19 protein-coding genes are annotated in these 19,807 nt (G+C 67.8%); 6 read left to right on the forward strand and 13 right to left on the reverse strand.

Annotated elements, in window-relative coordinates; translation table 11 throughout:
* Window positions 1–9: 9 nt before the first annotated feature.
* Genes mmsB through ASV56_RS00120 form a run of 3 tightly spaced genes read right to left on the reverse strand, consistent with a single transcriptional unit; the run spans window position 10 to window position 3,097 of the window.
* Window positions 10–903, reverse strand: coding sequence for a 3-hydroxyisobutyrate dehydrogenase (gene mmsB / locus ASV56_RS00110; protein ID WP_062560263.1), 894 nt, complete (start codon window positions 901–903; stop codon window positions 10–12).
* Window positions 900–1,952: an enoyl-CoA hydratase/isomerase family protein gene (locus ASV56_RS00115; RefSeq protein ID WP_082724675.1), complete on the reverse strand. Its 1,053-nt coding sequence runs from the start codon at window positions 1,950–1,952 to the stop codon at window positions 900–902. The genes mmsB and ASV56_RS00115 overlap by 4 nt, the downstream gene beginning before the upstream one ends.
* Window positions 1,949–3,097 (reverse strand): acyl-CoA dehydrogenase family protein, encoded by a 1,149-nt coding sequence (locus ASV56_RS00120; protein WP_062560264.1) that lies wholly within the window; start codon window positions 3,095–3,097, stop codon window positions 1,949–1,951. Before ASV56_RS00120 ends, ASV56_RS00115 begins: the two co-directional genes overlap by 4 nt.
* Before the next feature lie 169 nt (window positions 3,098–3,266).
* On the opposite strand from ASV56_RS00120, the gene ASV56_RS00125 reads away from it, so the two are divergent.
* Window positions 3,267–4,697, forward strand: coding sequence for an NCS1 family nucleobase:cation symporter-1 (locus ASV56_RS00125; protein ID WP_062560265.1), 1,431 nt, complete (start codon window positions 3,267–3,269; stop codon window positions 4,695–4,697).
* A gap of 62 nt (window positions 4,698–4,759) precedes the next feature.
* Here ASV56_RS00125 and ASV56_RS00130 read toward each other — a convergent pair whose 3' ends face one another.
* Window positions 4,760–6,259: a CoA-acylating methylmalonate-semialdehyde dehydrogenase gene (locus tag ASV56_RS00130; protein ID WP_062560266.1), complete on the reverse strand. Its 1,500-nt coding sequence runs from the start codon at window positions 6,257–6,259 to the stop codon at window positions 4,760–4,762.
* A gap of 105 nt (window positions 6,260–6,364) precedes the next feature.
* Between ASV56_RS00130 and ASV56_RS00135 the strand changes: the two genes are divergently transcribed.
* The 4 genes from ASV56_RS00135 to ASV56_RS00150 all read left to right on the forward strand — a co-directional run bounded on the left by ASV56_RS00135 (window position 6,365) and on the right by ASV56_RS00150 (window position 9,419).
* Window positions 6,365–7,258 carry a LysR family transcriptional regulator gene (locus ASV56_RS00135; RefSeq protein WP_062560267.1) on the forward strand — a complete coding sequence of 298 codons (894 nt, stop codon included), beginning with the start codon at window positions 6,365–6,367 and terminating at the stop codon, window positions 7,256–7,258.
* Window positions 7,259–7,358: 100 nt separating this feature from the next.
* Window positions 7,359–7,796, forward strand: a complete 438-nt coding sequence (locus ASV56_RS00140) for a CBS domain-containing protein (RefSeq protein ID WP_062560268.1) — start codon at window positions 7,359–7,361, stop codon at window positions 7,794–7,796.
* A 223-nt stretch (window positions 7,797–8,019) separates the two neighbouring features.
* Window positions 8,020–8,514 carry a pantetheine-phosphate adenylyltransferase gene (gene coaD, locus ASV56_RS00145; protein WP_062562167.1) on the forward strand — a complete coding sequence of 165 codons (495 nt, stop codon included), beginning with the start codon at window positions 8,020–8,022 and terminating at the stop codon, window positions 8,512–8,514.
* Window positions 8,515–8,567: 53 nt separating this feature from the next.
* Window positions 8,568–9,419 (forward strand): DUF2189 domain-containing protein, encoded by an 852-nt coding sequence (locus tag ASV56_RS00150; RefSeq protein ID WP_082724676.1) that lies wholly within the window; start codon window positions 8,568–8,570, stop codon window positions 9,417–9,419.
* Window positions 9,420–9,492: 73 nt separating this feature from the next.
* Here ASV56_RS00150 and ASV56_RS00155 read toward each other — a convergent pair whose 3' ends face one another.
* The 8 genes from ASV56_RS00155 to pyrC form a co-directional block, all read right to left on the reverse strand.
* Window positions 9,493–10,008 carry a bactofilin family protein gene (locus ASV56_RS00155; protein ID WP_062560269.1) on the reverse strand — a complete coding sequence of 172 codons (516 nt, stop codon included), beginning with the start codon at window positions 10,006–10,008 and terminating at the stop codon, window positions 9,493–9,495.
* Window positions 9,998–11,290: a M23 family metallopeptidase gene (locus tag ASV56_RS00160; protein WP_062560270.1), complete on the reverse strand. Its 1,293-nt coding sequence runs from the start codon at window positions 11,288–11,290 to the stop codon at window positions 9,998–10,000. Before ASV56_RS00160 ends, ASV56_RS00155 begins: the two co-directional genes overlap by 11 nt.
* Before the next feature lie 430 nt (window positions 11,291–11,720).
* Complete coding sequence (locus tag ASV56_RS00165; RefSeq protein WP_062560271.1) at window positions 11,721–13,115, reverse strand: helix-turn-helix domain-containing protein; 1,395 nt, start codon at window positions 13,113–13,115, stop codon at window positions 11,721–11,723.
* A gap of 58 nt (window positions 13,116–13,173) precedes the next feature.
* Window positions 13,174–14,382, reverse strand: a complete 1,209-nt coding sequence (locus ASV56_RS00170) for a multidrug effflux MFS transporter (RefSeq protein ID WP_062560272.1) — start codon at window positions 14,380–14,382, stop codon at window positions 13,174–13,176.
* Window positions 14,383–14,428: 46 nt separating this feature from the next.
* Window positions 14,429–14,791 carry a DMT family protein gene (locus ASV56_RS00175; protein ID WP_062560273.1) on the reverse strand — a complete coding sequence of 121 codons (363 nt, stop codon included), beginning with the start codon at window positions 14,789–14,791 and terminating at the stop codon, window positions 14,429–14,431.
* Window positions 14,788–16,287 (reverse strand): replicative DNA helicase, encoded by a 1,500-nt coding sequence (locus ASV56_RS00180; RefSeq protein ID WP_062560274.1) that lies wholly within the window; start codon window positions 16,285–16,287, stop codon window positions 14,788–14,790. Before ASV56_RS00180 ends, ASV56_RS00175 begins: the two co-directional genes overlap by 4 nt.
* 235 nt (window positions 16,288–16,522) lie before the next feature.
* Window positions 16,523–17,194 (reverse strand): orotate phosphoribosyltransferase, encoded by a 672-nt coding sequence (locus ASV56_RS00185; RefSeq protein WP_062560275.1) that lies wholly within the window; start codon window positions 17,192–17,194, stop codon window positions 16,523–16,525.
* Window positions 17,191–18,234: a dihydroorotase gene (pyrC, locus tag ASV56_RS00190; protein ID WP_062560276.1), complete on the reverse strand. Its 1,044-nt coding sequence runs from the start codon at window positions 18,232–18,234 to the stop codon at window positions 17,191–17,193. The genes ASV56_RS00185 and pyrC overlap by 4 nt, the downstream gene beginning before the upstream one ends.
* A gap of 138 nt (window positions 18,235–18,372) precedes the next feature.
* On the opposite strand from pyrC, the gene ASV56_RS00195 reads away from it, so the two are divergent.
* On the forward strand, window positions 18,373–18,672 hold the full coding sequence (locus ASV56_RS00195; protein WP_062560277.1) for a hypothetical protein: 300 nt from the start codon (window positions 18,373–18,375) through the stop codon (window positions 18,670–18,672).
* Window positions 18,673–18,741: 69 nt separating this feature from the next.
* Here ASV56_RS00195 and gap read toward each other — a convergent pair whose 3' ends face one another.
* Window positions 18,742–19,743 carry a type I glyceraldehyde-3-phosphate dehydrogenase gene (gene gap, locus ASV56_RS00200; protein WP_062560278.1) on the reverse strand — a complete coding sequence of 334 codons (1,002 nt, stop codon included), beginning with the start codon at window positions 19,741–19,743 and terminating at the stop codon, window positions 18,742–18,744.
* Between the last annotated feature and the right edge of the window lie 64 nt (window positions 19,744–19,807).

Consider the following 19,807-nt stretch of genomic DNA (forward strand, 5'->3'; position numbering starts at 1 on the left):
TCGGCTCCCTCACGAAGCGGCGAGATCATCCTCGGACCGGCCGCGCTTCTCGAATCTCGGCAGCATTGCGGAGAAGTCCTTGCCCTTTCCGTCCTCCTGCTCGACGAAGCGGGCGTAGAGCGCGGTGGCGAGTTGCCCCATCGGCGTGTCGGCATCGGCCGAGCCCGCGGCCTGCTGCGACAGCCGCAGATCCTTCAGCATCAGCTCGGCGGCAAAGCCGGGCTTGTAGCCGTTGTCGGCGGGCGAGGTCGGCCCGACGCCCGGCGCCGGGCAATAGGCGTTCATCGACCAGCTGTAGCCCGAGGAGGTCGAGACCACGTCGAACATCTTTTGCCGGTCCAGCCCCAGCTTGTCGGCCAGGGCGAAGGCCTCGCAGGTGGCGATCATGGTCACGCCCAGGATCATGTTGTTGCAGATCTTCGCCGCCTGGCCCGCGCCCGAGACGCCGCAATGCACCGCCTTCTGGCCCATGACGTCGAACAGCGGCCGCACCGTCGCGAAGGCCGCCTCCGAGCCGCCGACCATGAAGGTCAGCGTGCCGGCCGCAGCGCCGCCGATCCCGCCCGAGACCGGCGCGTCGAGCGCGCCGAGCCCCGCCGCCTGCGCCTGCGCGGCCACGGCGCGGGCGCTCTCCACGTCGACCGTCGAGCAGTCGCAGAGCACCGCGCCCGCGGCCATGGCCGGGATCACCTCTGCCGCCACCGCGCGCAGGATGGCGCCGTTCGGCAGCATGGTGACGACCACATCGGCGCCCGAGGCCGCCTCGGCCGCCGTCGCGGCCCGGGTCACGCCCTCGGGCATCGGCGCGGCCAGGTCGAAGCCCGCGACCGCATGCCCGGCCCTGGCCAGATTGGCGGCCATCGGCCCGCCCATATTGCCCAATCCGATGAATCCGATCTTCATTCACTGTCCTCCCAGTTCAATTCGCCCTCGCCCAGCGGCGCCAGCATGGCCGCGACATGCGCCGGCCCGGCATCGGCGGACCAGCGCGGGTTGCGGTCCTTGTCGATGATCTGCGCCCGCACCCCTTCCAGGAAATCGCTTTCCGCCGTGGCGCGGGCGGTGAAGCGCAGCTCGCGCGACAGGCTCTCGCGGATGTCGCGGTCGCCGCGCGCCGCCCTGACCAGCGCCAGCGTCGCCGCCAGCGACAGCGGCGAGTTGCGGCCCAGCACCTTCAGCGCCGCTTCGTCGCCCGCCGCCTGCAGCGCCGCGGTGATCTCGGCGATGCTTTGGCCGCCGAAGGCCGACAGGTCGCGGTCCCCGAGCGGCGCCTCGGGGGCGGGGTGGGGCAGGATCAGGTTCACGTCGCCGGCCTCGGCCAGCCGGTCCTTCAGCGCCGGCCAGTCCGCCTCGGGGACGAAACTGTCGGCGAAGCCGGCGAAGATCGCGTCGCCCGGCCCCATGCGGGCGCCGGTCAGGCCCAGGTATTCGCCGCAGCGCCCGGGCGCATGGGCCAGCAGCCAGCTGCCGCCGACGTCCGGGATCATGCCGATGCCGGTCTCGGGCATGGCGACCTGGGTGGTCTCGCCGACGATGCGGTGGCTGGCGTGGCCGCCGACGCCGACGCCGCCGCCCATGACGAAGCCCTGCATGAAGGCGACCACGGGCTTGGGATAGCCGGCGATGCGCGCGTTCATGACATATTCGTCGCGAAAGAACGCGCGCCCCAGCCGGTGGTCGCCCGCGAGCCCGGCGCGATAGACCGCGGCGATGTCGCCGCCCGCGCAGAAGGCGCGCTCGCCCGCGGCGTCGATGACGACCAGCGCCACCTCGGGATCGTCCCGCCAGGTGCGCAGCGCCGCGTCGATCACCTGCACCATCTCGTGGCTCAGCGCGTTCAGCGCCTGCGGCCGGTTGAAGGTCAGCCGACCGGCGCGGCGGTCCTTGCGGGCAATCATTTCGGATTGGGGCATCTCGGCCTCGGGCATCTCGGCTTCGGGCATCTCGGTCATTGGTCTCGCTCCGCCAGCAGGGCGCGGCCGACGATCAGCCGCATGATCTCGTTGGTGCCTTCCAGGATCTGGTGCACGCGCAGGTCGCGCACGATCTTCTCGATGCCGTAATCGGCCAGGTAGCCATAGCCGCCATGCAGTTGCAGGCACTGGTTCGCCACCTCGAAGGCGCGGTCGGTGACATGCAGCTTGGCCATGGCGCAGAACTTGCTGGCATCCGGCTCGGCCCGGTCCAGCTTCCAGGCCGCCTGGCGCAGCAGGATGCGCGAGGATTGCAGCGCCGTCTCCATCTCGGCCAGGCGGAATTGCAGCGCCTGGAACTGGTCCAGCGTCTGGCCGAAGGCGCGCCGCTCGCCCATGTAGCGCAGCGTCGCCTCCAGCGCCGCCTGCGCGCCGCCAAGGGCGCCGGCCGAGATGTTCAGCCGCCCGCCGTCCAGGCCCGCCATGGCATAGGCAAAGCCGCGGCCCTCCTCGCCGATCAGGTTCTCCTCGGGGATGACGCAATCGTCGAACTGCACCTGGGCGGTCGGCTGCGCCTTCCAGCCCATCTTGTGCTCGGGGGCGCCGAAGCTGAGGCCCGGCGTGCCGGCCTCGACCACCATGGTCGAGATGCCCTTGGGCCCGGCCGCGCCGGTGCGGACCATGACCAGGTAGCAATCCGAATAGCCGCCGCCCGAGATGAAGGCCTTGGCTCCGTTCAGCTTCCAGCCGCCCTCGACCCGCTCGGCCCTTGTGCGCAGCGCCGCGGCGTCCGAGCCCGAGCCCGGCTCGGTCAGGCAATAGGAGAACACCGTCTCCATGCTGCACAGGCGCGGCAGCCAGCGGGCGCGGTTCGCGGCGGTGCCGAACTTGTCGATCATGCCGCCGCACATGTTGTGGATCGACAGGAACGAGCCGACCGAGGGGCAGGCCATGGCCAGCGCCTCGAAGACCAGCGTGGCGTCGAGGCGCGAGAGCCCGGTGCCGCCCTGGTCCTCGCCGACATAGACCCCGCCGAGGCCCAGTTCGGCCGCCTGGCGCCACAGCGCGCGCGGCATGGTGCCGGCCTCTTCCCAGGCCCGGGCATGCGGCGCGATCTCGGCCGCGCCGAAATCCCGCGCCAGCGCAAAAATCGCCTGCTGTTCCTCGCTCAATCCGAAATCCATGCTCTCCCTTCCCTCAGGCGTGCCGCCGGCTTAGCGCCGAAATGTTGCGCGAATTTTGCACCAGTCGCGCCGCGTCGCGGGCGCATGCGCGAATTTCCCTTTGGGAACGGCGCTTTGGGTCTAGCATCTGCCGGCGGCCTGCCGCGCGACAAAGGACAGTGAGGACATCATGCAAGTCACGAATCCTTCGCCCAATCTCTACAACGAGGATCTGGCCCCGGCGCGGGAGCGCCGCTGGGGCGCGTTTTCCATCTTCAACGTCTGGACCTCGGACGTCCATAGCCTCTGGGGCTACTACCTGGCCGCGAGCCTGTTCCTGCTCTGCGGCAACCTGACGAATTTCGTGCTGGCCATCGGCCTCGGCTCGCTGGTGATCTACGGGCTGATGCAGATGGTCGGGCTGGCCGGGGTGCGCACGGGCGTGCCCTTCCCGGTGCTGGCGCGGGCGAGCTTCGGCACCTTCGGCGCCAACGTCCCGGCGCTGGTGCGGGCGGTCGTCGCCTGCTTCTGGTACGGCGCCCAGACCTCGGCCGCCTCCGGCGCCATCGTGGCGCTGCTGCTGCGCAGCCCGGCGATGCTGGAGTTCCATCAGACCAGCCACATGCTGGGCCATTCCACGCTCGAGGTGATCTGCTATCTCGCGGTCTGGGGCGCGCAACTGCTCATCATCCAGAACGGCATGGAGACGGTGCGCCGCTTCCAGGACTGGGCCGGGCCGGCGGTCTGGCTCGCCATGCTGATGCTGGCGATCTATCTGGTGGTGAAGTCGGGCACGATCAGCTTCGGCGCCGAGATCCCGCAGGACGTGCTGCTGCAGGCGACCCGGGACGCAGGCGTGCCGGGCACGCCGGGCAGCTTCGTCACGCTGACGGCGGTGGCGGCGACCTGGATCACCTATTTCGCCGCGCTCTACCTGAACTTCTGCGACTTCTCGCGCTATGCCAGGGACGAGCGCGCGCTGCGGCTGGGCAATGCCTGGGGCCTGCCGGTGAACCTGCTGGCCTTCTGCTTGGTCGCCGGCGTCACCACCACCGCCGCTTGGCATGTCTATGGCGAGGTGCTGCTGCATCCCGACCAGATCAGCGCCAAGTTCGACAGCGTCTTCCTGGCGGTGCTTGCCGCGGCGACCTTCGCCATCGCCACGCTCGGGATCAACGTGGTGGCGAATTTCGTCTCGGCCGCCTTCGATTTCTCGAACACCATCCCGAAACACATCAGCTTCAAGCGCGGCGGCTTCATCGCGGCGCTGATCGCGCTGGTGCTCTACCCCTGGGCACCCTGGGAAACCAATGCCACGCATTTCGTGAATTTCATCGGCTCGACCATGGGGCCGATCTTCGGGATCATGATGGTGGATTACTACCTGATCCGCAAAGGCGTGGTGGATGTCGCGGCACTGTATCAGGAGCATGGCGAGTTCCGCTTCCAGAACGGCTGGCACGTCAAGGCGTTCATCGCCTTCGGCATCGGCATGGTGTTCAGTTCGATCCTGCCGACCTTCACCAGCCTGCTGCCCTCCTGGTGGGGCACCTACGGCTGGTTCTTCGGCGTACTGATCGGCGGCGGCAGCTATTACCTGCTGCGCTCGACGGACCGATAGGCCTTCTTTGTTGCGAAAATACCCCGGGGGGTGCGGGGGGCAGCGCCCCCCGCTTCTTCCGTTCAGTCCATGGCCTTGAAGTTCAGCGCCACGCCGTCCTTGATCCCCGAGAACCAGCGCGCCGTCACCGTCTTGGTCTTGGTATAGAAGCGGAAGGCGTCCGGGCCATACTGGTTCAGGTCGCCGAAGGCCGACTTCTTCCAGCCGCCGAAGCTGTAATAGCTCAGCGGCACCGGGATCGGGAAGTTGATCCCGACCATGCCGACGTTCACCCGGCTGGCGAAGTCGCGCGCCGTATCGCCGTCGGCGGTATAGATCGCCGTGCCATTGCCATAGTCGTTGTCCATGACCAGCTTCAGCGCCTCGTCATAGCTCTGCGTGCGCACTTGGCTCAGCACCGGGCCGAAGATCTCTTCCTTGTAGATCTCCATCTCGGGCGTCACCCGGTCGAACAGCGACGGGCCGCAGAAGAAGCCGTTCTCATAGCCCTGGATCTTCAGGTCGCGGCCGTCCACGACCAGGTCGGCGCCCTGGTCCACGCCCGAGGCGATCAGCCGGTTGATGCGCTCCTGCGAGGCCTTGGTGATGACCGGGCCGAAGTCCACGTCCTCGCCGGCGGTATAGGGGCCGACCTTCAGCTTCTCGATCTTCGGCACCAGCCGCTCGATCAGCGCGTCGGCGGTCGCCTCACCCACCGGCACCGCGACCGAGATCGCCATGCAGCGTTCGCCCGCCGCGCCGAAGCCGGCGCCGATCAGCGCATCGGCCGCCTTGTCCAGATCGGCGTCGGGCATGATGATCATGTGGTTCTTGGCGCCGCCGAAGCATTGCGCGCGCTTGCCGTTGGTCGCTGCCCGGCCATAGATGTATTGCGCGATCGGGGTCGAGCCGACGAAGCCCACGCCCTGGATCACCTCATGGTCCAGGATCGCGTCCACGATCTCCTTGTCGCCGTTCACGACCTGCAGCACGCCGTCGGGCAGCCCGGCCTCTTGCGCCAGCTTGGCCAGCATGATCGAGGTCGAGGGCACGCGCTCGGACGGCTTCAGGATCATGGCGTTGCCGGAAACCAGCGCCGGACCCATCTTCCACAGCGGGATCATGGCCGGGAAGTTGAAGGGCGTGATGGCCGCGACCACGCCCAGCGGCTGGCGCATGGAATAAAGGTCGATGCCCGGGCCGCCGTTGTCGGTGAACTCGCCCTTCAGCATGGCGGGGGCGCCCATGCAGACCTCGATCACTTCGAGGCCGCGCTGCACGTCGCCGCGCGCGTCGGGCAGGGTCTTGCCATGCTCGCGCGAGACCAGCTCGGCAAGCTTGTCCATGTTGTCATTGATGAGCTGGCCGAATTTCATCATCACCCGGGCGCGGCGCTGCGGGTTGGTGGCGGCCCAGCCGACCTGGGCGCGCGCGGCGCTCTGGATCGCGGCGTCAAGCTCGGCCGGCGTCGCCAGCGGCACGCGGGCGATCACCTCGCCGGTGGCCGGGTTGTAGACATCGCTGAACCGGCCCGAGGTGCCCTTGACCTCTTTGCCGTCGATCCAGTGGCTCAGTTCTTCCATGGGTGCCTCCCGTTCACATCTTCGGACGGATCATAGACTTGCAGCATTGCCGGAAAAAGAGGAAGTCTGGCAAAAGGGTTTTGCATTTTTGCAAAGGGATCGGCGATGGACTGGGACGACCTGCGCATCTTCCTGGCGGTGGCGCGCGCGGACAGCCTGTCGGCGGCGGGCCGGCGGCTGGGCATCGACGCCTCGACCGTGGGCCGGCGCGTGGCGCGGCTCGAGCAGGGGTTGGGCGCGAAGCTCTTCGTCAAGACGCCGCAGGGCTATGCGCTGGCCGCCGAGGGCGAGCGCCTGCTGCCGCATGCCGAGGCGATGGAGATGGCACTGACGGGCGCGGAAGAGGCGCTGACCGGCCCGGGCGATCTTTCCGGGCAATTGCGCATCGGCGCCCCGGACGGCTGCGCCAATTACCTGCTGCCGCAGGTCTGCGCCGAGATGGCCCGGGCGCACCCGGGGCTGGAGATCCAGATCGTCGCCCTGCCGCGGGTCTTCAACCTGTCGAAACGCGAGGCCGACATGGCCATCGCCGTCTCGCAGCCGCAGGCCGGCCGGTTGGTGGTGCAGCGGCTGACCGACTATCACCTGCACCTGGCCGGGCACGAGGATTACCTGCGCGCCCATCCCCCGATCCGCGCGCGCGAGGATCTGCGCGGCCACCGCATGATCGGCTATATCGCCGACATGATCTTCGACCGAGAGCTCGACTACCTGACCGAGACCGGCGCCGATTGGGCGCAGCTGACCTCGAACTCGGTCTCGGTGCAGATGCAGGCGATCCGGGTCGGGGCGGGTCTGGGCATCGTGCATGATTTCGCGATTCCCTTCTGCCCCGGGGTGCGGCGGGTGCTGGCCGACCAGATCGCGCTGACCCGCGGCTTCTGGCTGATCCGGCACCAGGACGACCGTCGCTCGCAGCGCATGAACCGGCTGGCGGATGCCCTGGCGCAGGGCATCCGGGCCGAGGTGGCGCGGCTTCAGGCGCTGGTCTCGGCCTGAGGGTGCAGGCGTGCAAGAGCGGGCTTGACGCAAGCGCGGGTTGCGGCAACGCTGGGCGCCAGGGACGGTCGTCGCCGTCCCGAGCTGAGGAGGAATATGCATGCTCGTCAACCAGATCCTGTCGATGAAAGCCAGCGGCGAAATCTATACCGTCGCCCCGGACGCCAGCGTGGCCGACGCCGCGCGGCTGCTGTCCGAGCGGCGCATCGGTGCGATCGTGGTGTCCGAGGATGGCAAGGTGCCGCTGGGCATCCTTTCGGAACGCGACATCGTGCGCGAACTGGGCCGGCGCGGCGCCCAGGTGCTGGACCAGCCGATCAGCGAGGTGATGACCCGCAAGCTGATGACCTGCACCACCGGCGACGATGCGCTGGTGATCCTCGACCGCATGACCCAAGGCCGGTTCCGCCACCTGCCGGTGGTGAACGAGGCGGGCGAGATGCTGGGCATCGTCTCGATCGGCGACGCCGTCTCGGCCCGGCTGAAGGAACTCCATGCCGAAAAAGAGGCGCTGACCGGCATGATCATGGGCAACTGAGCCCGCGCCCGCGCGCGCCAAGCCCCGAAGGCCGCCGCCTCGGTGCATACCCTGTGTACGCGCGGTGCACGCGCGGTGCACGCAGATCACAGCGAAAACCCCAGCTTTTGCTGGGGTTTTTGCGTCGCGGGCCGCGGCTGTTGCCCTGCGCAACGCACGGTGCTGTTGCACCCGCCGAAAAAACCCTGTTTGACTGCGTGTGATCGGCAAGGACAGGACCATCATGCGCATCGGCCTTTACCCAGGAACCTTCGATCCCATCACGCTTGGCCATCTGGACATCATCGAACGCGCCATGGCGCTGGTCGACCGGCTGGTGATCGGCGTCGCCATCAACCGAGACAAGGGACCGCTGTTCGATCTGGAAGAGCGGGTCGGCATGGTGCGCAGCGAATGCGACGCCATCGCGCGCAAGACCGGCGGCGAGATCCATGTGCATCCGTTCGAGAACCTGCTGATCGACTGCGCCCGCGACGTCGGCGCCACGGTGATCGTGCGCGGGCTGCGCGCGGTCGCCGATTTCGAATACGAATTCCAGATGGTCGGCATGAACCGGGCGCTGGACGCCAGCATCGAGACCGTGTTCCTGATGGCCGACGCCCGGCGCCAGGCCATCGCCTCGAAGCTGGTCAAGGAAATCGCCCGGCTGGGCGGCGACGTGTCGAAATTCGTGACGCCGCCGGTCAATGCCGCGCTGATGCGGCGTTTCGCACGCTGAGGCTTTTTCTTTAACGCTTCCCTGCTAACCTTCGCCGAAAGACGGAGGCGCTGATGGTCGTGACCGATTCGGATCCCAAGCCCATTCCCATGCCGATCCCCGAGCCCGGCCGGGATCCGCTGCCCGACCCGCTGCCGGACCCCGGCCCGGACGAGATTCCGTTGCCCGCCGTGGTCGGCTTCGACGCCATCCCCGCCGTCCTGGCCGCCGGCTGGCGGGATTTCCGCACCGCCCCGGCCTTCGGCCTGCTCTTCGCGGCCTTCTACGTCGCGGGCGGGCTGGTGCTGACCGCGGTGGCCCTGGCCTCGGGCCAGGAATGGTGGCTGATGCCCTTCATCGTCGGCTTTCCGCTGATCGCGCCCTTCGCCGCCGTCGGGCTTTACGAGGTCAGCCGGCGCATCGAATCCGACCAGCCGCTGCTATGGCGCGAGGTGCTGTCCGTCGTGCTGGCGCAGAAGGACCGCCAGGTGCCGTCGATGGCGATGGTGATCCTGCTCATGTTCATGTTCTGGGTCTTTGTCGCCCATACCACCTTCGCGCTGTTCATGGGCGTCTCGGCGCTGACCAACATCACCTCCTCGCCCGAGCTGCTGCTGCAGGGCCGGGGACTGGTCATGCTGCTGGCCGGCACGCTGATCGGCGCCGGCTTTGCGGCGGTGCTGTTCGGCATCACCGTGGTCGGGCTGCCGCTGATCCTCGACCGCGAGGTCGACCTGGTTTCGGCCATCATCGCCAGCTTCCAGGCGGTAACGCTGAACCTGCCGGTCATGCTGGCCTGGGCGGCGGTCATCACCGGGCTGCTGTTCCTGGGCTTCCTGCCGATGTTCCTGGGGCTTTTCGTAGTGCTGCCGGTGCTGGGCCATGCCAGCTGGCACATGTATCGCCGGCTGATGCCCGACACCTGAAACAGGGCGCCTGAAACGGCAAGAGGCGGCCCACTGGCCGCCCCTGGAACCGTCTTTCGCGCGGGTGGCGCGATCAGTTGTCGCTGGCGCTTGCGGCGGCGGCCGGGCGCGCGGCGGGCGGCGCCAGTTTCGGCGTCACGCCATTGGCCAGCGGATCTTCCTGGCGCTGCACCGAGCCCTCGAAATGCGCGCCGGATTCGATGGCGATGGTCTTGTGGATGATGTCGCCCTCGACGCGGGCGGTGGCGGTCAGGCGGACCTTCAGCCCGCGCACGCGGCCGACGACGCGGCCGTTCACCACGACCTCCTCGGCGACGATCTCGCCGCGGATGGTGGCGCTTTCGCCGACGACCAGCTGATGGGCGCGGATGTCGCCCTCGACCGTGCCCTCGACCTGGATGTCGCCCTGGGTCTGGATATTGCCGGTGACGGTCAGGTCCGGGGACAGGACCGAAGGCGCAGTCCGGGTGCGCTGCGGGGCCGAGGCGGGAATGTCGTAGGTCGTCTCAAGGCTGCGCGGCTGCTGTTCGGGTTCGGGCGTCGGCTGGGTGCGGGGGCCAGGTTCGGTCACTCGGGTCTTAGAAAACATTCTGGGCTGCCTTGATGAAGCTCATGGGATCCACGGCACGACCGTTCACGCGGACCTCGTAGTGAAGATGCGAGCCGGTCGATCTGCCGGTATTGCCCATATCACCGATCCGGCTGCCGCGCGACACCTTTTGGCCGGCCTTCACGCGAATCTTGGACATATGGCCATAGCGGGTCTCGGTGCCGAGCGCGTGCTGGATCTTGACCAGGTTGCCATAGCCGCGCTGCCAGCCGGCAAAGACCACCACCCCGTCCCCGGTCGAGAAGATCGGCGTGCCGACCGGCGCGGCCATGTCGATGCCCTCATGCGCGCGGCCCCAGCGGCGGCCATAGGGCGAGGTATAGCGGAAGGCCGATTGCAGCGGCATGGCCAGCGGCATCTTCTCGACCGCGATGCGATAGCTGTTCATCTGGTCCAGCGTGATCAGGATCTCGTTGGCCTTGGCCTCGCCCTGGCTGATCTCGGCATTGCCGCTGGAGGAATAGCCGATCGGGTTCAGCGGACCGCCCTGGCCGGAATAGCCGCGGCGCACGGTGTCGAGGATCTCGTCGGGGTTCATGCCGACGCTGCGGAACATCTCGTCCAGGGGCTTGACCGAAACGGTCACCGCATCCTCGAGCTGGGTCAGGATCTGGTCGTTGCGGGCGACGATCTGGTCGCGCTCGATGGAGACGGCCTCGGCCGTGCGGCGGGCGTCCTCGGCCTCGCGCACGGCATCGGCGCGGTCCGCGGCGGCGCGCTTCAACTCGCCCGAAAGGATGTCCAGCGCCGCCTGCAATTCGGCGGTGCGTACCGCCGGCGCGGTCGCGCTGGCCTGATCGGCCTCGGCCTGGGCCTGGTGCTGGGCCTTGACGGCCTGTTGCAGGCTGGACTGCACGGCGCCCATGCCGGTTTCCAGCTCGCGCCGGCGCGCTTCCGAGTCGAGCAACTGCGACTGCATGCGCGACACTTGGTCCAGCGCCACCGTGAAGCGGTTCTGCGCGGCGGCGGCCTCGGCGGCGCGGCTGTCGCGCTCGGCCGAAAGGTCGGTCAGCCGCGCCTCGAAGGCGGTTTGCGAGCGGCGGGCCTGATCGCGCGACGACCCGGCGCTGATCGCGTCGATGACCAGGATCGAACTGGCGATGATGCTCCAGCCGAAGACCAGCGCGATGCCGCCCAAGGCCACCAGTTGCGTCGCCGGACGCAGCCGCAGGAAGCGGGTGGTCTTGTCCGACTTCAGGAAGAGTCGCTGTTCTGGCAACCAGCGCTCAAGCACCGAATTCAGGCTATGGGTAATGCGCAATGTCCCGGGTCCATGTTGTTTTCGCCGGACCGGCCGGCGGGGCGGGTCTGTGGGCGCTGGCACGGATAAATCCGAGCTGTGCTCAAAGCGCAACATCGCAGGAATATCTGCGCAAGACTTGGGCGGATTGATGCCGATCCCTCGCAAGCGGCTGGTGGATATTCGCCGGTGCGGCGTTCGGACGCAAATATCAATCCCAAGTTGAAATTCGAGCATCGCGTGGCAAACCTGCGGGATATAGGCAATTCTACCGATGCGCCGTGCGGGCCAGTGCAGAACTAAGACCTTTTGCCGAGGGGCCTTCGGGGCTGCCTGTAAAATAGGCAGATGCGTCCAAGCGGCGCGGAACTGCTGGTTCCGGCGTGGCGATTCTGTCGCACCGGCCCGGATCGGACGGAACCGGTGTCCGCTAGTCGCGTTCAGGGCGCCCTCAGGCGATTTCGTAGGGCAACGGCCCGGGGCGGTCCGGCGGAATGCGGATATGGCGATCCATCGGCGGCACCGAGCGCTGATGGCAGGCCGGGCGCGGGCAGATCCGGCACGACACGCCGATGGGCTCGAACAGCTGCGGATTGCCGACGTCCAGCCCGTCGGCATAGACCAGATCGCGGGCGTGGCTGACCTCGCAGCCCAGGCCGATGGCAAAGCGCCGCACCGGCGCGCCAAAGGCCCCGGCCGGTTTCGACACGTCGCGCGCCAGCAGCAGGTAGCGCTTGCCGTCCGGCGTCTCGGCCAGCTGGCGCAGGAAACGGCCGGGGGTTTCAAAGGCCTGGTGCACGTTCCACAGCGGGCAGGCGCCGCCGAAACGGGCGAATTGCATCCGCGTCGCCGAGTGGCGCTTGGTGATGGTGCCGGCCTGATCCACGCGGACGAAGAAGAACGGCACGCCGCGGTCGCCGCCGCGCTGCAAGGTCGAGAGCCGATGCGCTATCTGCTCGAGCGAGGCGTGGAACAGATGCGCCAGCCGCTCGAGGTCGTGGCGCTCGGTCCGGGCGGCCTCCATGAAGCGGGCATAGGGCATCATCGCCGCGCCGGCGAAATAGTTCGCCAGCCCCAGCCGGGCGATGTCGCGGGCCGAGCCGCTGCGGAAACGCGCCAGTTCCAGCGTCGCTTCCAGCAGGTCGCCGCGGCTTTCCAGGGCCAGCAGGTGCAGAAGCTGGAAGGCCTGGGTCGCCGGCTCGGCCGCCGCGTTCAGGGTGACGCGCTTGCCCTCGCGCAGATAGACCGCGCCGCTGCCCAGTTCCGCCTGGGTCACCTCGATGCCACGCTCGGCCAGGCCCGCGATGGCGCGCTCCAGCGGCCGCATGTTGGGGCGCGTGCGGGCAAACTGCTCGGCCGCGCGATCCACCGCGTCGATGTAGTTGTCGCAGTAATGGAAGAAGTCGCGCACCTCCTCCCAGGGCGAGGGGGTGGCGTTCTGGGCGCCGGCCCCCAGCGCCTCGTCCATCGCCGCCAGCCGCTCCTGCCCCTCGCGATGCGCGCGGTAGAGGTCCAGGAAGGCGCGGGCCAGCGCCGGGGCATTGGTCGCGGCCAGGCGCAGGTCGGCGCGGGGCGGCGCGCTGTCGAACAGCGGATCGGCCAGCGCCTCGGCCATGTCCATCACCATGCGGTCGGCGTCCCCCACCGCCATCGCGCCCAGGTCGACCGCGAATTCCGAGGCGAGCCGCAGCAGCACCCCGGCCGAGACCGGGCGATGGTTGTTCTCCATCTGCGACAGATAGGGCAGCGAGACGCCCAGCCGGTCGGCGAAGGCGCGTTGCGTCAGGCCGGCGCGGGCGCGGGTTTCCCGCAACGCCACGCCGGCATAGATCTTTTGGGTGGCCATGGGCGTCCTCTTTGCAAAGACAGGCATACGCTTTGCAAAGGCTGGCCGGCAAGGGGGATCAGCGCCCCTGGATCACCCGCCGCTCGCGGATCATCACCCAAAGGATGAAGGCGATCGAGGCGACGGCCGAGACCGCCATGATGACCAGAAGCGGCGCCGCGCCGGTATCGTCATGCAGCAGCGCACCGGCCAGCGCCGCCAGCCCGGCGCCGCCCGCCACCGCCATCGCGCCGCCCAGGCCGCTGGCGGTGCCGGCCAGTTCGGGGCGCACGCTCATCATGCCGGCATTGGCATTGGGCAGCAGCATGCCGTTGCCCAGGCCCATGAAGCCGACCGCGCCGAAGAAGACCAGCGGCGTCAGCCCGCCCGCCAGGTCCACCACCAGCGCCGCGATCAGGAAGGCCGAGCAGATCACCGCCCCGGCCAGGATCATCCGGTTCATGCCGATGCGCGTCGAATAGCGCGCCGAGACGAAATTCCCCAGCGCATAGCCGATCGAGGGACCGGCGAACCAATAGCCGACCTCGGCCGGCGACAGGTGCAGCACGACCTGGCCGACGAAGGGCGCGCCGCCCAGATAGGCATAGAACGACCCGGCGCTGAGCGTCGCGGCCAGCGCATAGCCCCAGAAGCGCTGCGAGCGCGCCAGCACCGGATAGGTCGCGACCTGCTGGCGCAGCGGCACGCCGCCGCCGCGCGCGGTCTCGGTCAGGTCCCAGCTGCACAGCGCCATGACCGCGATCCCGGCCACGCCCATGGCGACGAAGCTGGCGCGCCAGCCCAGCGTCTCGTCCAGCACCCCGCCCAGGGTCGGCGCGATCATCGGCACCAGCGACATGCCCATGGTGACATAGCCGATCATGCTGGCGGCCTGGTCGGCGGGCACGATGTCGCGCACCACCGCCCGGCTGACGACGAAGCCGGTGGTCACCACCGCCTGGACCAGCCGGAAGGCCATGAACCAGCCCGGATCGCGGGCCAGAAGCGTGCCCAGCGTCGCCAGCAGGAAGATGGCGAAGGAGCCCAGCACCACCGGCCGGCGCCCGAAACGGTCGCTGATCGGCCCGCAGAGCAGTTGCAACACCGCGCTGACCGCCAGGAAGGCCGAGACCGACAGCTGCATGAAGCCGTATTCGACCCCGAAATCCCGCGCCATCGCCGGCAGCGAGGGCAGGAAGATGTTCATCGACAGCGCGCCCGTGGCCGAGATCGACACCAGCGTGATCAGATGCGGCCGGCGCGCGGCAGGTGGGGGCAGGGTGGTCATGGCGCTAGATTGCCCGTTGCGCGGGCAAAGGCAACCGCCCACGGCGTCAATGCGCGACGGGCCCGAAGCGATGGAAGATCAGGAAGGCGCCGAAGCAGATGAAGCCGAAGCCGAGCGCGATGTTCCAGGTCAGCTTCTCGCCCAGCCACAGCCATGAGAACAGCACGAAGATCGACAGGCTGACGACCTCCTGGATGGTCTTCAGCTGGGCGGCGCTGAAATGGCCGTAGCCGAAGCGGTTCGCCGGCACCTGCAGCAGGTATTCGAAAAAGGCGATGCCCCAGCTGACCAGGATCACCACCAGCAGCGGCGTCCCCTTGAACTTCAGATGCCCATACCAGGCGATGGTCATGAACAGGTTCGACGCGATCAGCAGGCCGACCGTGACCAGTGGCACGGGCAGGTTCATTCGGATCGGTCCCAGCTGCGGTGCTTTTCAAGGTTGCCGAAGCGGGTGAAGCGGCCCTCGAAGGACAGCTCGACCGTGCCGATGGGACCGTGGCGCTGCTTGCCGATGATGACCTCGGCCTTGCCATGGCAGGATTCCATGATCTGCTGCCAGTTCGCCATCTTGTCGAGATCGTGGTCGGCAGGCTTTTCGCGCTCGCGATAGTATTCCTCGCGGAAGACGAACATGACGATATCGGCGTCCTGCTCGATGCTGCCGGATTCGCGCAGGTCGGACAGCTGCGGCCGCTTGTCCTCGCGGCTTTCGACCTGGCGGGACAGCTGCGAGAGCGCAATGACGGGAATGTCCAGCTCCTTGGCGATGGCCTTGAGGCCCTGGGTGATCTCGGAGACCTCGTTCACCCGGCTGTCCTTGGCGCTGGCGGCGCGCAAGAGCTGAAGGTAGTCGACGATCAGCACATCAAGCCCCATGGTGCGCTTCAGCTTGCGGGCGCGGGCGGCGAGCTGGTTGATCGGCAGGGCCGGGGTGTCGTCGATGAACAGCGGGCAGTTCTGCAGGTCATGCGCCGCCTTCACGAAGCGGCGGAACTCCTCCTCGGACATGTCGCCGCGGCGGATCGATTCGCTCGGCACCTCGGCCGCTTCGGAGAGGATCCGCGCGGCCAGCTGCTCGGCCGACATCTCGAGGCTGAAGAAGCCGACGACGCCGCCCGCCACCGTGCCATGGCTGCCGTCGGGCAGCTCGCCCGTCTTGTGCGCCTTGGCGACGTTGAAGGCGATGTTCGTGGCCAGCGAGGTCTTGCCCATCGAGGGCCGCCCGGCCAGGATGATCAGGTCCGAGCGGTTCAGGCCGCCCATCTTGCCGTCCAGATCGACCAGCCCGGTCGAGACCCCGGACAATCCGCCCCCGCGGCTGAACGCGGCATTGGCGGCGTTCAACGCCCCGGTGACGGCGGCGAGGAAGCTCTGGAAGCCGCGCTCGGCCACGCCCTGCTCGCCGAGCTTGTAGAGCACCTGCTCGGCTTCCTTGATCTGCTCCTCGGCGGAATCGCTGACCGAGACGGTGGCCGCGCGGGCGGAAATGTCCTGGCCCAGGTTGATCAGCTCGCGCCGCAGGGCGAATTCGCGGATCATCTGCGCATAGTCGCGCGCGGCATGGGACGAGATCGCGGCCCCCGCCAGGCGGGCCAGATAGGCCGGGCCGCCCAGCTCCTTCAGCCCGGCGTCGTTCTCCATGAAGGCCTTGATGGTGACCGGGCTTGCGAGCGCGTTCCGGGCGATGCGCTCGGCGCTGATCTCATAGATGCGGCGATGCACCGGGTCGTAGAAATGCTTGGGCTGGATGATGCGCGAGACGTGGTCGTAGACCTCGTTATTGGTCAGGAGCGCGCCCAGCAACTGCTGCTCGGCCTCGATGGAAAACGGCACCGCCTGCGCGGCCGCGGCCTCGGCGATCTCGCTGGGTTTCCTGATTTCAAGCGCGCGCAACTCGCTCATCCCTGAAGCCTCCGGCGGTTCGGATGGGTGGGGCTCTTATCCCCTGAACACGGGCGCGCGTCCATCGGGATATCGTGTGGATAAGCTGTGGGCAGATTGCCGCCGGCGGTGCCGGTTGCATGCTTGGCATGGGTATTTGAACAACGAAGAAGCCGAACGCGGCGGCTCATGCATTCTTCGTTGCTGAAATACCCATGCGGGCTTGCGGCGGCACGATCCCGCTGCCCTGGGGCAATCAGGGATGCTCGGCCTGCCAGGCGCGCGGGTCGGTCAGGAAGCGTTCGACCTCGGCCAGGGTTTCGGCATCGTAGAACCCTTGCGCCTTGGCCTCGGCCAGCACGTCCCACCAGGTGCAGAGGTGGTGCAGCTGAACGCCATGGTCGGCCAGACGCTGTGTGGTCTCGGGGAAGATGTCGTAATAGAAGATCACCGCGGTATGGCCGCAGGTCGCGCCGGTCTCGCGGATCGCGTCGACGAAGCTCAGCTTCGAGCCGCCGTCGGTGGTCAGGTCCTCGACCAGCAGCACGCGCTGGCCCTCGGTCATCGCCCCCTCAATGCGGGCATTGCGGCCGTATCCCTTGGGCCTCTTGCGCACATAGGTCATCGGCAGTTCCAGCCGTTCCGCGACCAGCGCCGCGAAGGGGATGCCCGCCGTCTCGCCGCCGGCGATATTGTCGAAGGCATCGAAGCCCGCGTCGCGCAGCACGGTCGCCGCCATGAAGTCCATCAGCGTCGAGCGGATGCGCGGGAAGCTGATCAGCTTGCGGCAATCGATATAGGTCGGCCCCTTCAGCCCCGAGGCATAGGTATAGGGCTCGGCCGCGTTGAAATGCACCGCCTTGATTTCCAGCAGCATGCGGGCGGTCAGCCGGGCGATCTCCTCGCGCGGGGGGAAGGGCAGGGTCATGCAGGATCCTCGACGTGCCAGTAGAGCGGGAAGCCGGGGTCGAAGACGGTGACGGTCTCGTCGCCGGCGTGGATATGGGTCGGATAGGGCGCGGGCGTGTCGCGCCGGACCAGCCGGATGCGGTCCTCGTTCGCGGGCAGGCCGTAGAAGGCGGCGCCGTTCAGCGCAGTGAAATCCTCGAGCCGGTCGAGCGCGCCGTCCTCCTCGAAGACCTGGGCCAGGATCGACATGGTATTCGGCGCGGTGAAGCAGCCGGCGCAGCCGCAGGCCGATTCCTTGGCGCGGTCCGGATGCGGCGCCGAGTCGGTGCCGAGGAAGAAGCGCGTATCGCCCGAGGTTGCCGCGCGGCGCAGCGCCAGGCGATGCGTCTCGCGCTTGGCGACCGGCAGGCAGTAGTAATGCGGGCGGATGCCGCCGACCAAGATGTGGTTGCGGTTGATGACCAGGTGATGGGTGGTGATGGTCGCGCCGATGTTCTGGTTCGCGCTGACGTAATCCACGCCGTCCGCGGTGGTGATATGTTCCATCACCACGCGCAGCCCGGGCGTCTTGCGGCGGATCGGGTCCAGCACGCGGTCGATGAACACCGCCTCGCGGTCGAAGATGTCGACGGCGGGGTCGGTCACCTCGCCATGAAAGCACAGCGGGATGCCGGCCTCGGCCATGGCGTCCAGCACGCCGCGCACCTTGTCGAAATCGCGCACGCCCGAGGCCGAATTGGTCGTCGCCCCGGCCGGGTAGAGCTTCACTGCCGAGATGATTCCGTCGCGATGCGCGGCGACCACGTCGGCGGGATCGGTCGCCTCGGTCAGATAGAGCGTCATGAGCGGACGCAACGTCACCTTGGACCCCAGCGCGGCCCGGATCCGGTCGCGATACGCCGCGGCCTGCGCCCCGGTCACCACCGGCGGCACCAGGTTCGGCATGATGATCGCCCGGCCGAAATGGCCGGAATATGAAGCCACTGCCTGCAGCATGTCACCGTCGCGCAGGTGTAGGTGCCAGTCGTCGGGGCGTCGAAGCGTAAGCGATTTGTTCATGCCGTCCCTGTATACCGGGCGTGGCTGCAAGGCCATAGGGCAATGGGCGGGACCAAAGAAGCACTTGGCAATCGCCCAGCCAGAGAGCAATTTTATTTCAACCGCTCTTCTCGAAGGGATTCGGATGTGTTCGGATTGATGAACCAGACCAGCATGCAGGTGCCGCTTCTGCTTTGGCAGCAGATGGCGCGCATGACCTGGGAATCGCAGATGGTGATCGCGTGGCGTACCGCCGGGATGATGGGCCTGGTGCGCCAGGATGCCGAGGAACCGCAGCGCATGGTCATCGAAAAGGCCAATGCGGCGTCCGAGGCCATGCATGCCGCGCTGCGCGCCGCCGGGCGCGGCGAGCGTGCCGACAAGGTCATGGCCGCGGCGCTGCGGCCCTATCGCCGCCGCACCAAGGCCAATGTCAAGCGGTTGTCGCGCAAGGACTGATCGCGGCCGGGGCCTGGAATGCAAAACGCGCCCCGGACGGGGCGCGTCTGCTTGTCGCGGGCGCGGATCTCAGATCAGCTTGCCCATCGCCACGGCGGTATCCGACATGCGGTTCGAGAAACCCCATTCGTTGTCGTACCAGCTGAGGATGCGGACCAGCTTGCCCTCCATCACCTTGGTCTGATCCATGTGGAAGACCGAGGAATGGCTGTCGTGGTTGAAGTCCGAGGACACCAGCGGCTCGTCGGTATAGCCCAGGATGCCCTTCAGCGGGCCGTCGGCGGCGGCGCGGATCGCGTCGTTGATTTCCTGCACCGAGGTGTCGCGCTTGGCCTCGAACACCAGGTCCACGACCGAGACGTTCGGGGTCGGCACGCGGATCGCGACGCCGTCCAGGCGGCCTTTCAGTTCCGGCAGCACCAGGCCCACCGCCTTGGCGGCACCGGTCGAGGTCGGGATCATCGACAGCGCGGCGGCGCGGGCGCGATACAGGTCCTTGTGCATGGTGTCCAGCGTCGGCTGGTCGCCGGTATAGCTGTGGATCGTGGTCATGAAACCCTTGGCGATGCCGATGCTGTCGTTCAGCACCTTGGCGACCGGCGACAGGCAGTTGGTGGTGCAGCTGGCGTTCGAGACCACCAGGTCGTCCCTGGTCAGCGTGTCGTCGTTGACGCCGAAGACGATGGTCTTGTCGGCATTCTCGCCCGGGGCCGAGATCAGCACGCGCTTGGCGCCGGTCGACAGATGCGGCTGCACCTTCTCTTTCGAGGTGAAGATGCCGGTGCATTCCATGATGACGTCGATGTCGCCCCAAGGCAGTTCGGCCGGGTTGCGGATCGCGGTGACCTTGATCGGGCCGCGGCCGACGTCGATCGAGTCGCCCGAGACCGTCACCTTGGCGGGAAAGCGGCCATGGACCGAGTCGTAGCGCAGCAGATGCGCGTTGGTCTCGACCGGGCCCAGGTCATTGATCGCCACGACCTCGATATCATTGCGCCCCGATTCGATGATCGCGCGCAGCACGTTCCGACCGATACGACCAAAGCCGTTGATCGCCACCTTGACAGCCATGGGGGTTCCTCCGCCGCTGATGAAGTTTCGCGCTGCAAATAGCCCGGCTTGCGGGGGAAATGCA

The organism is Paracoccus aminovorans, from assembly GCF_001546115.1.
Lineage (GTDB): Bacteria > Pseudomonadota > Alphaproteobacteria > Rhodobacterales > Rhodobacteraceae > Paracoccus > Paracoccus aminovorans_B.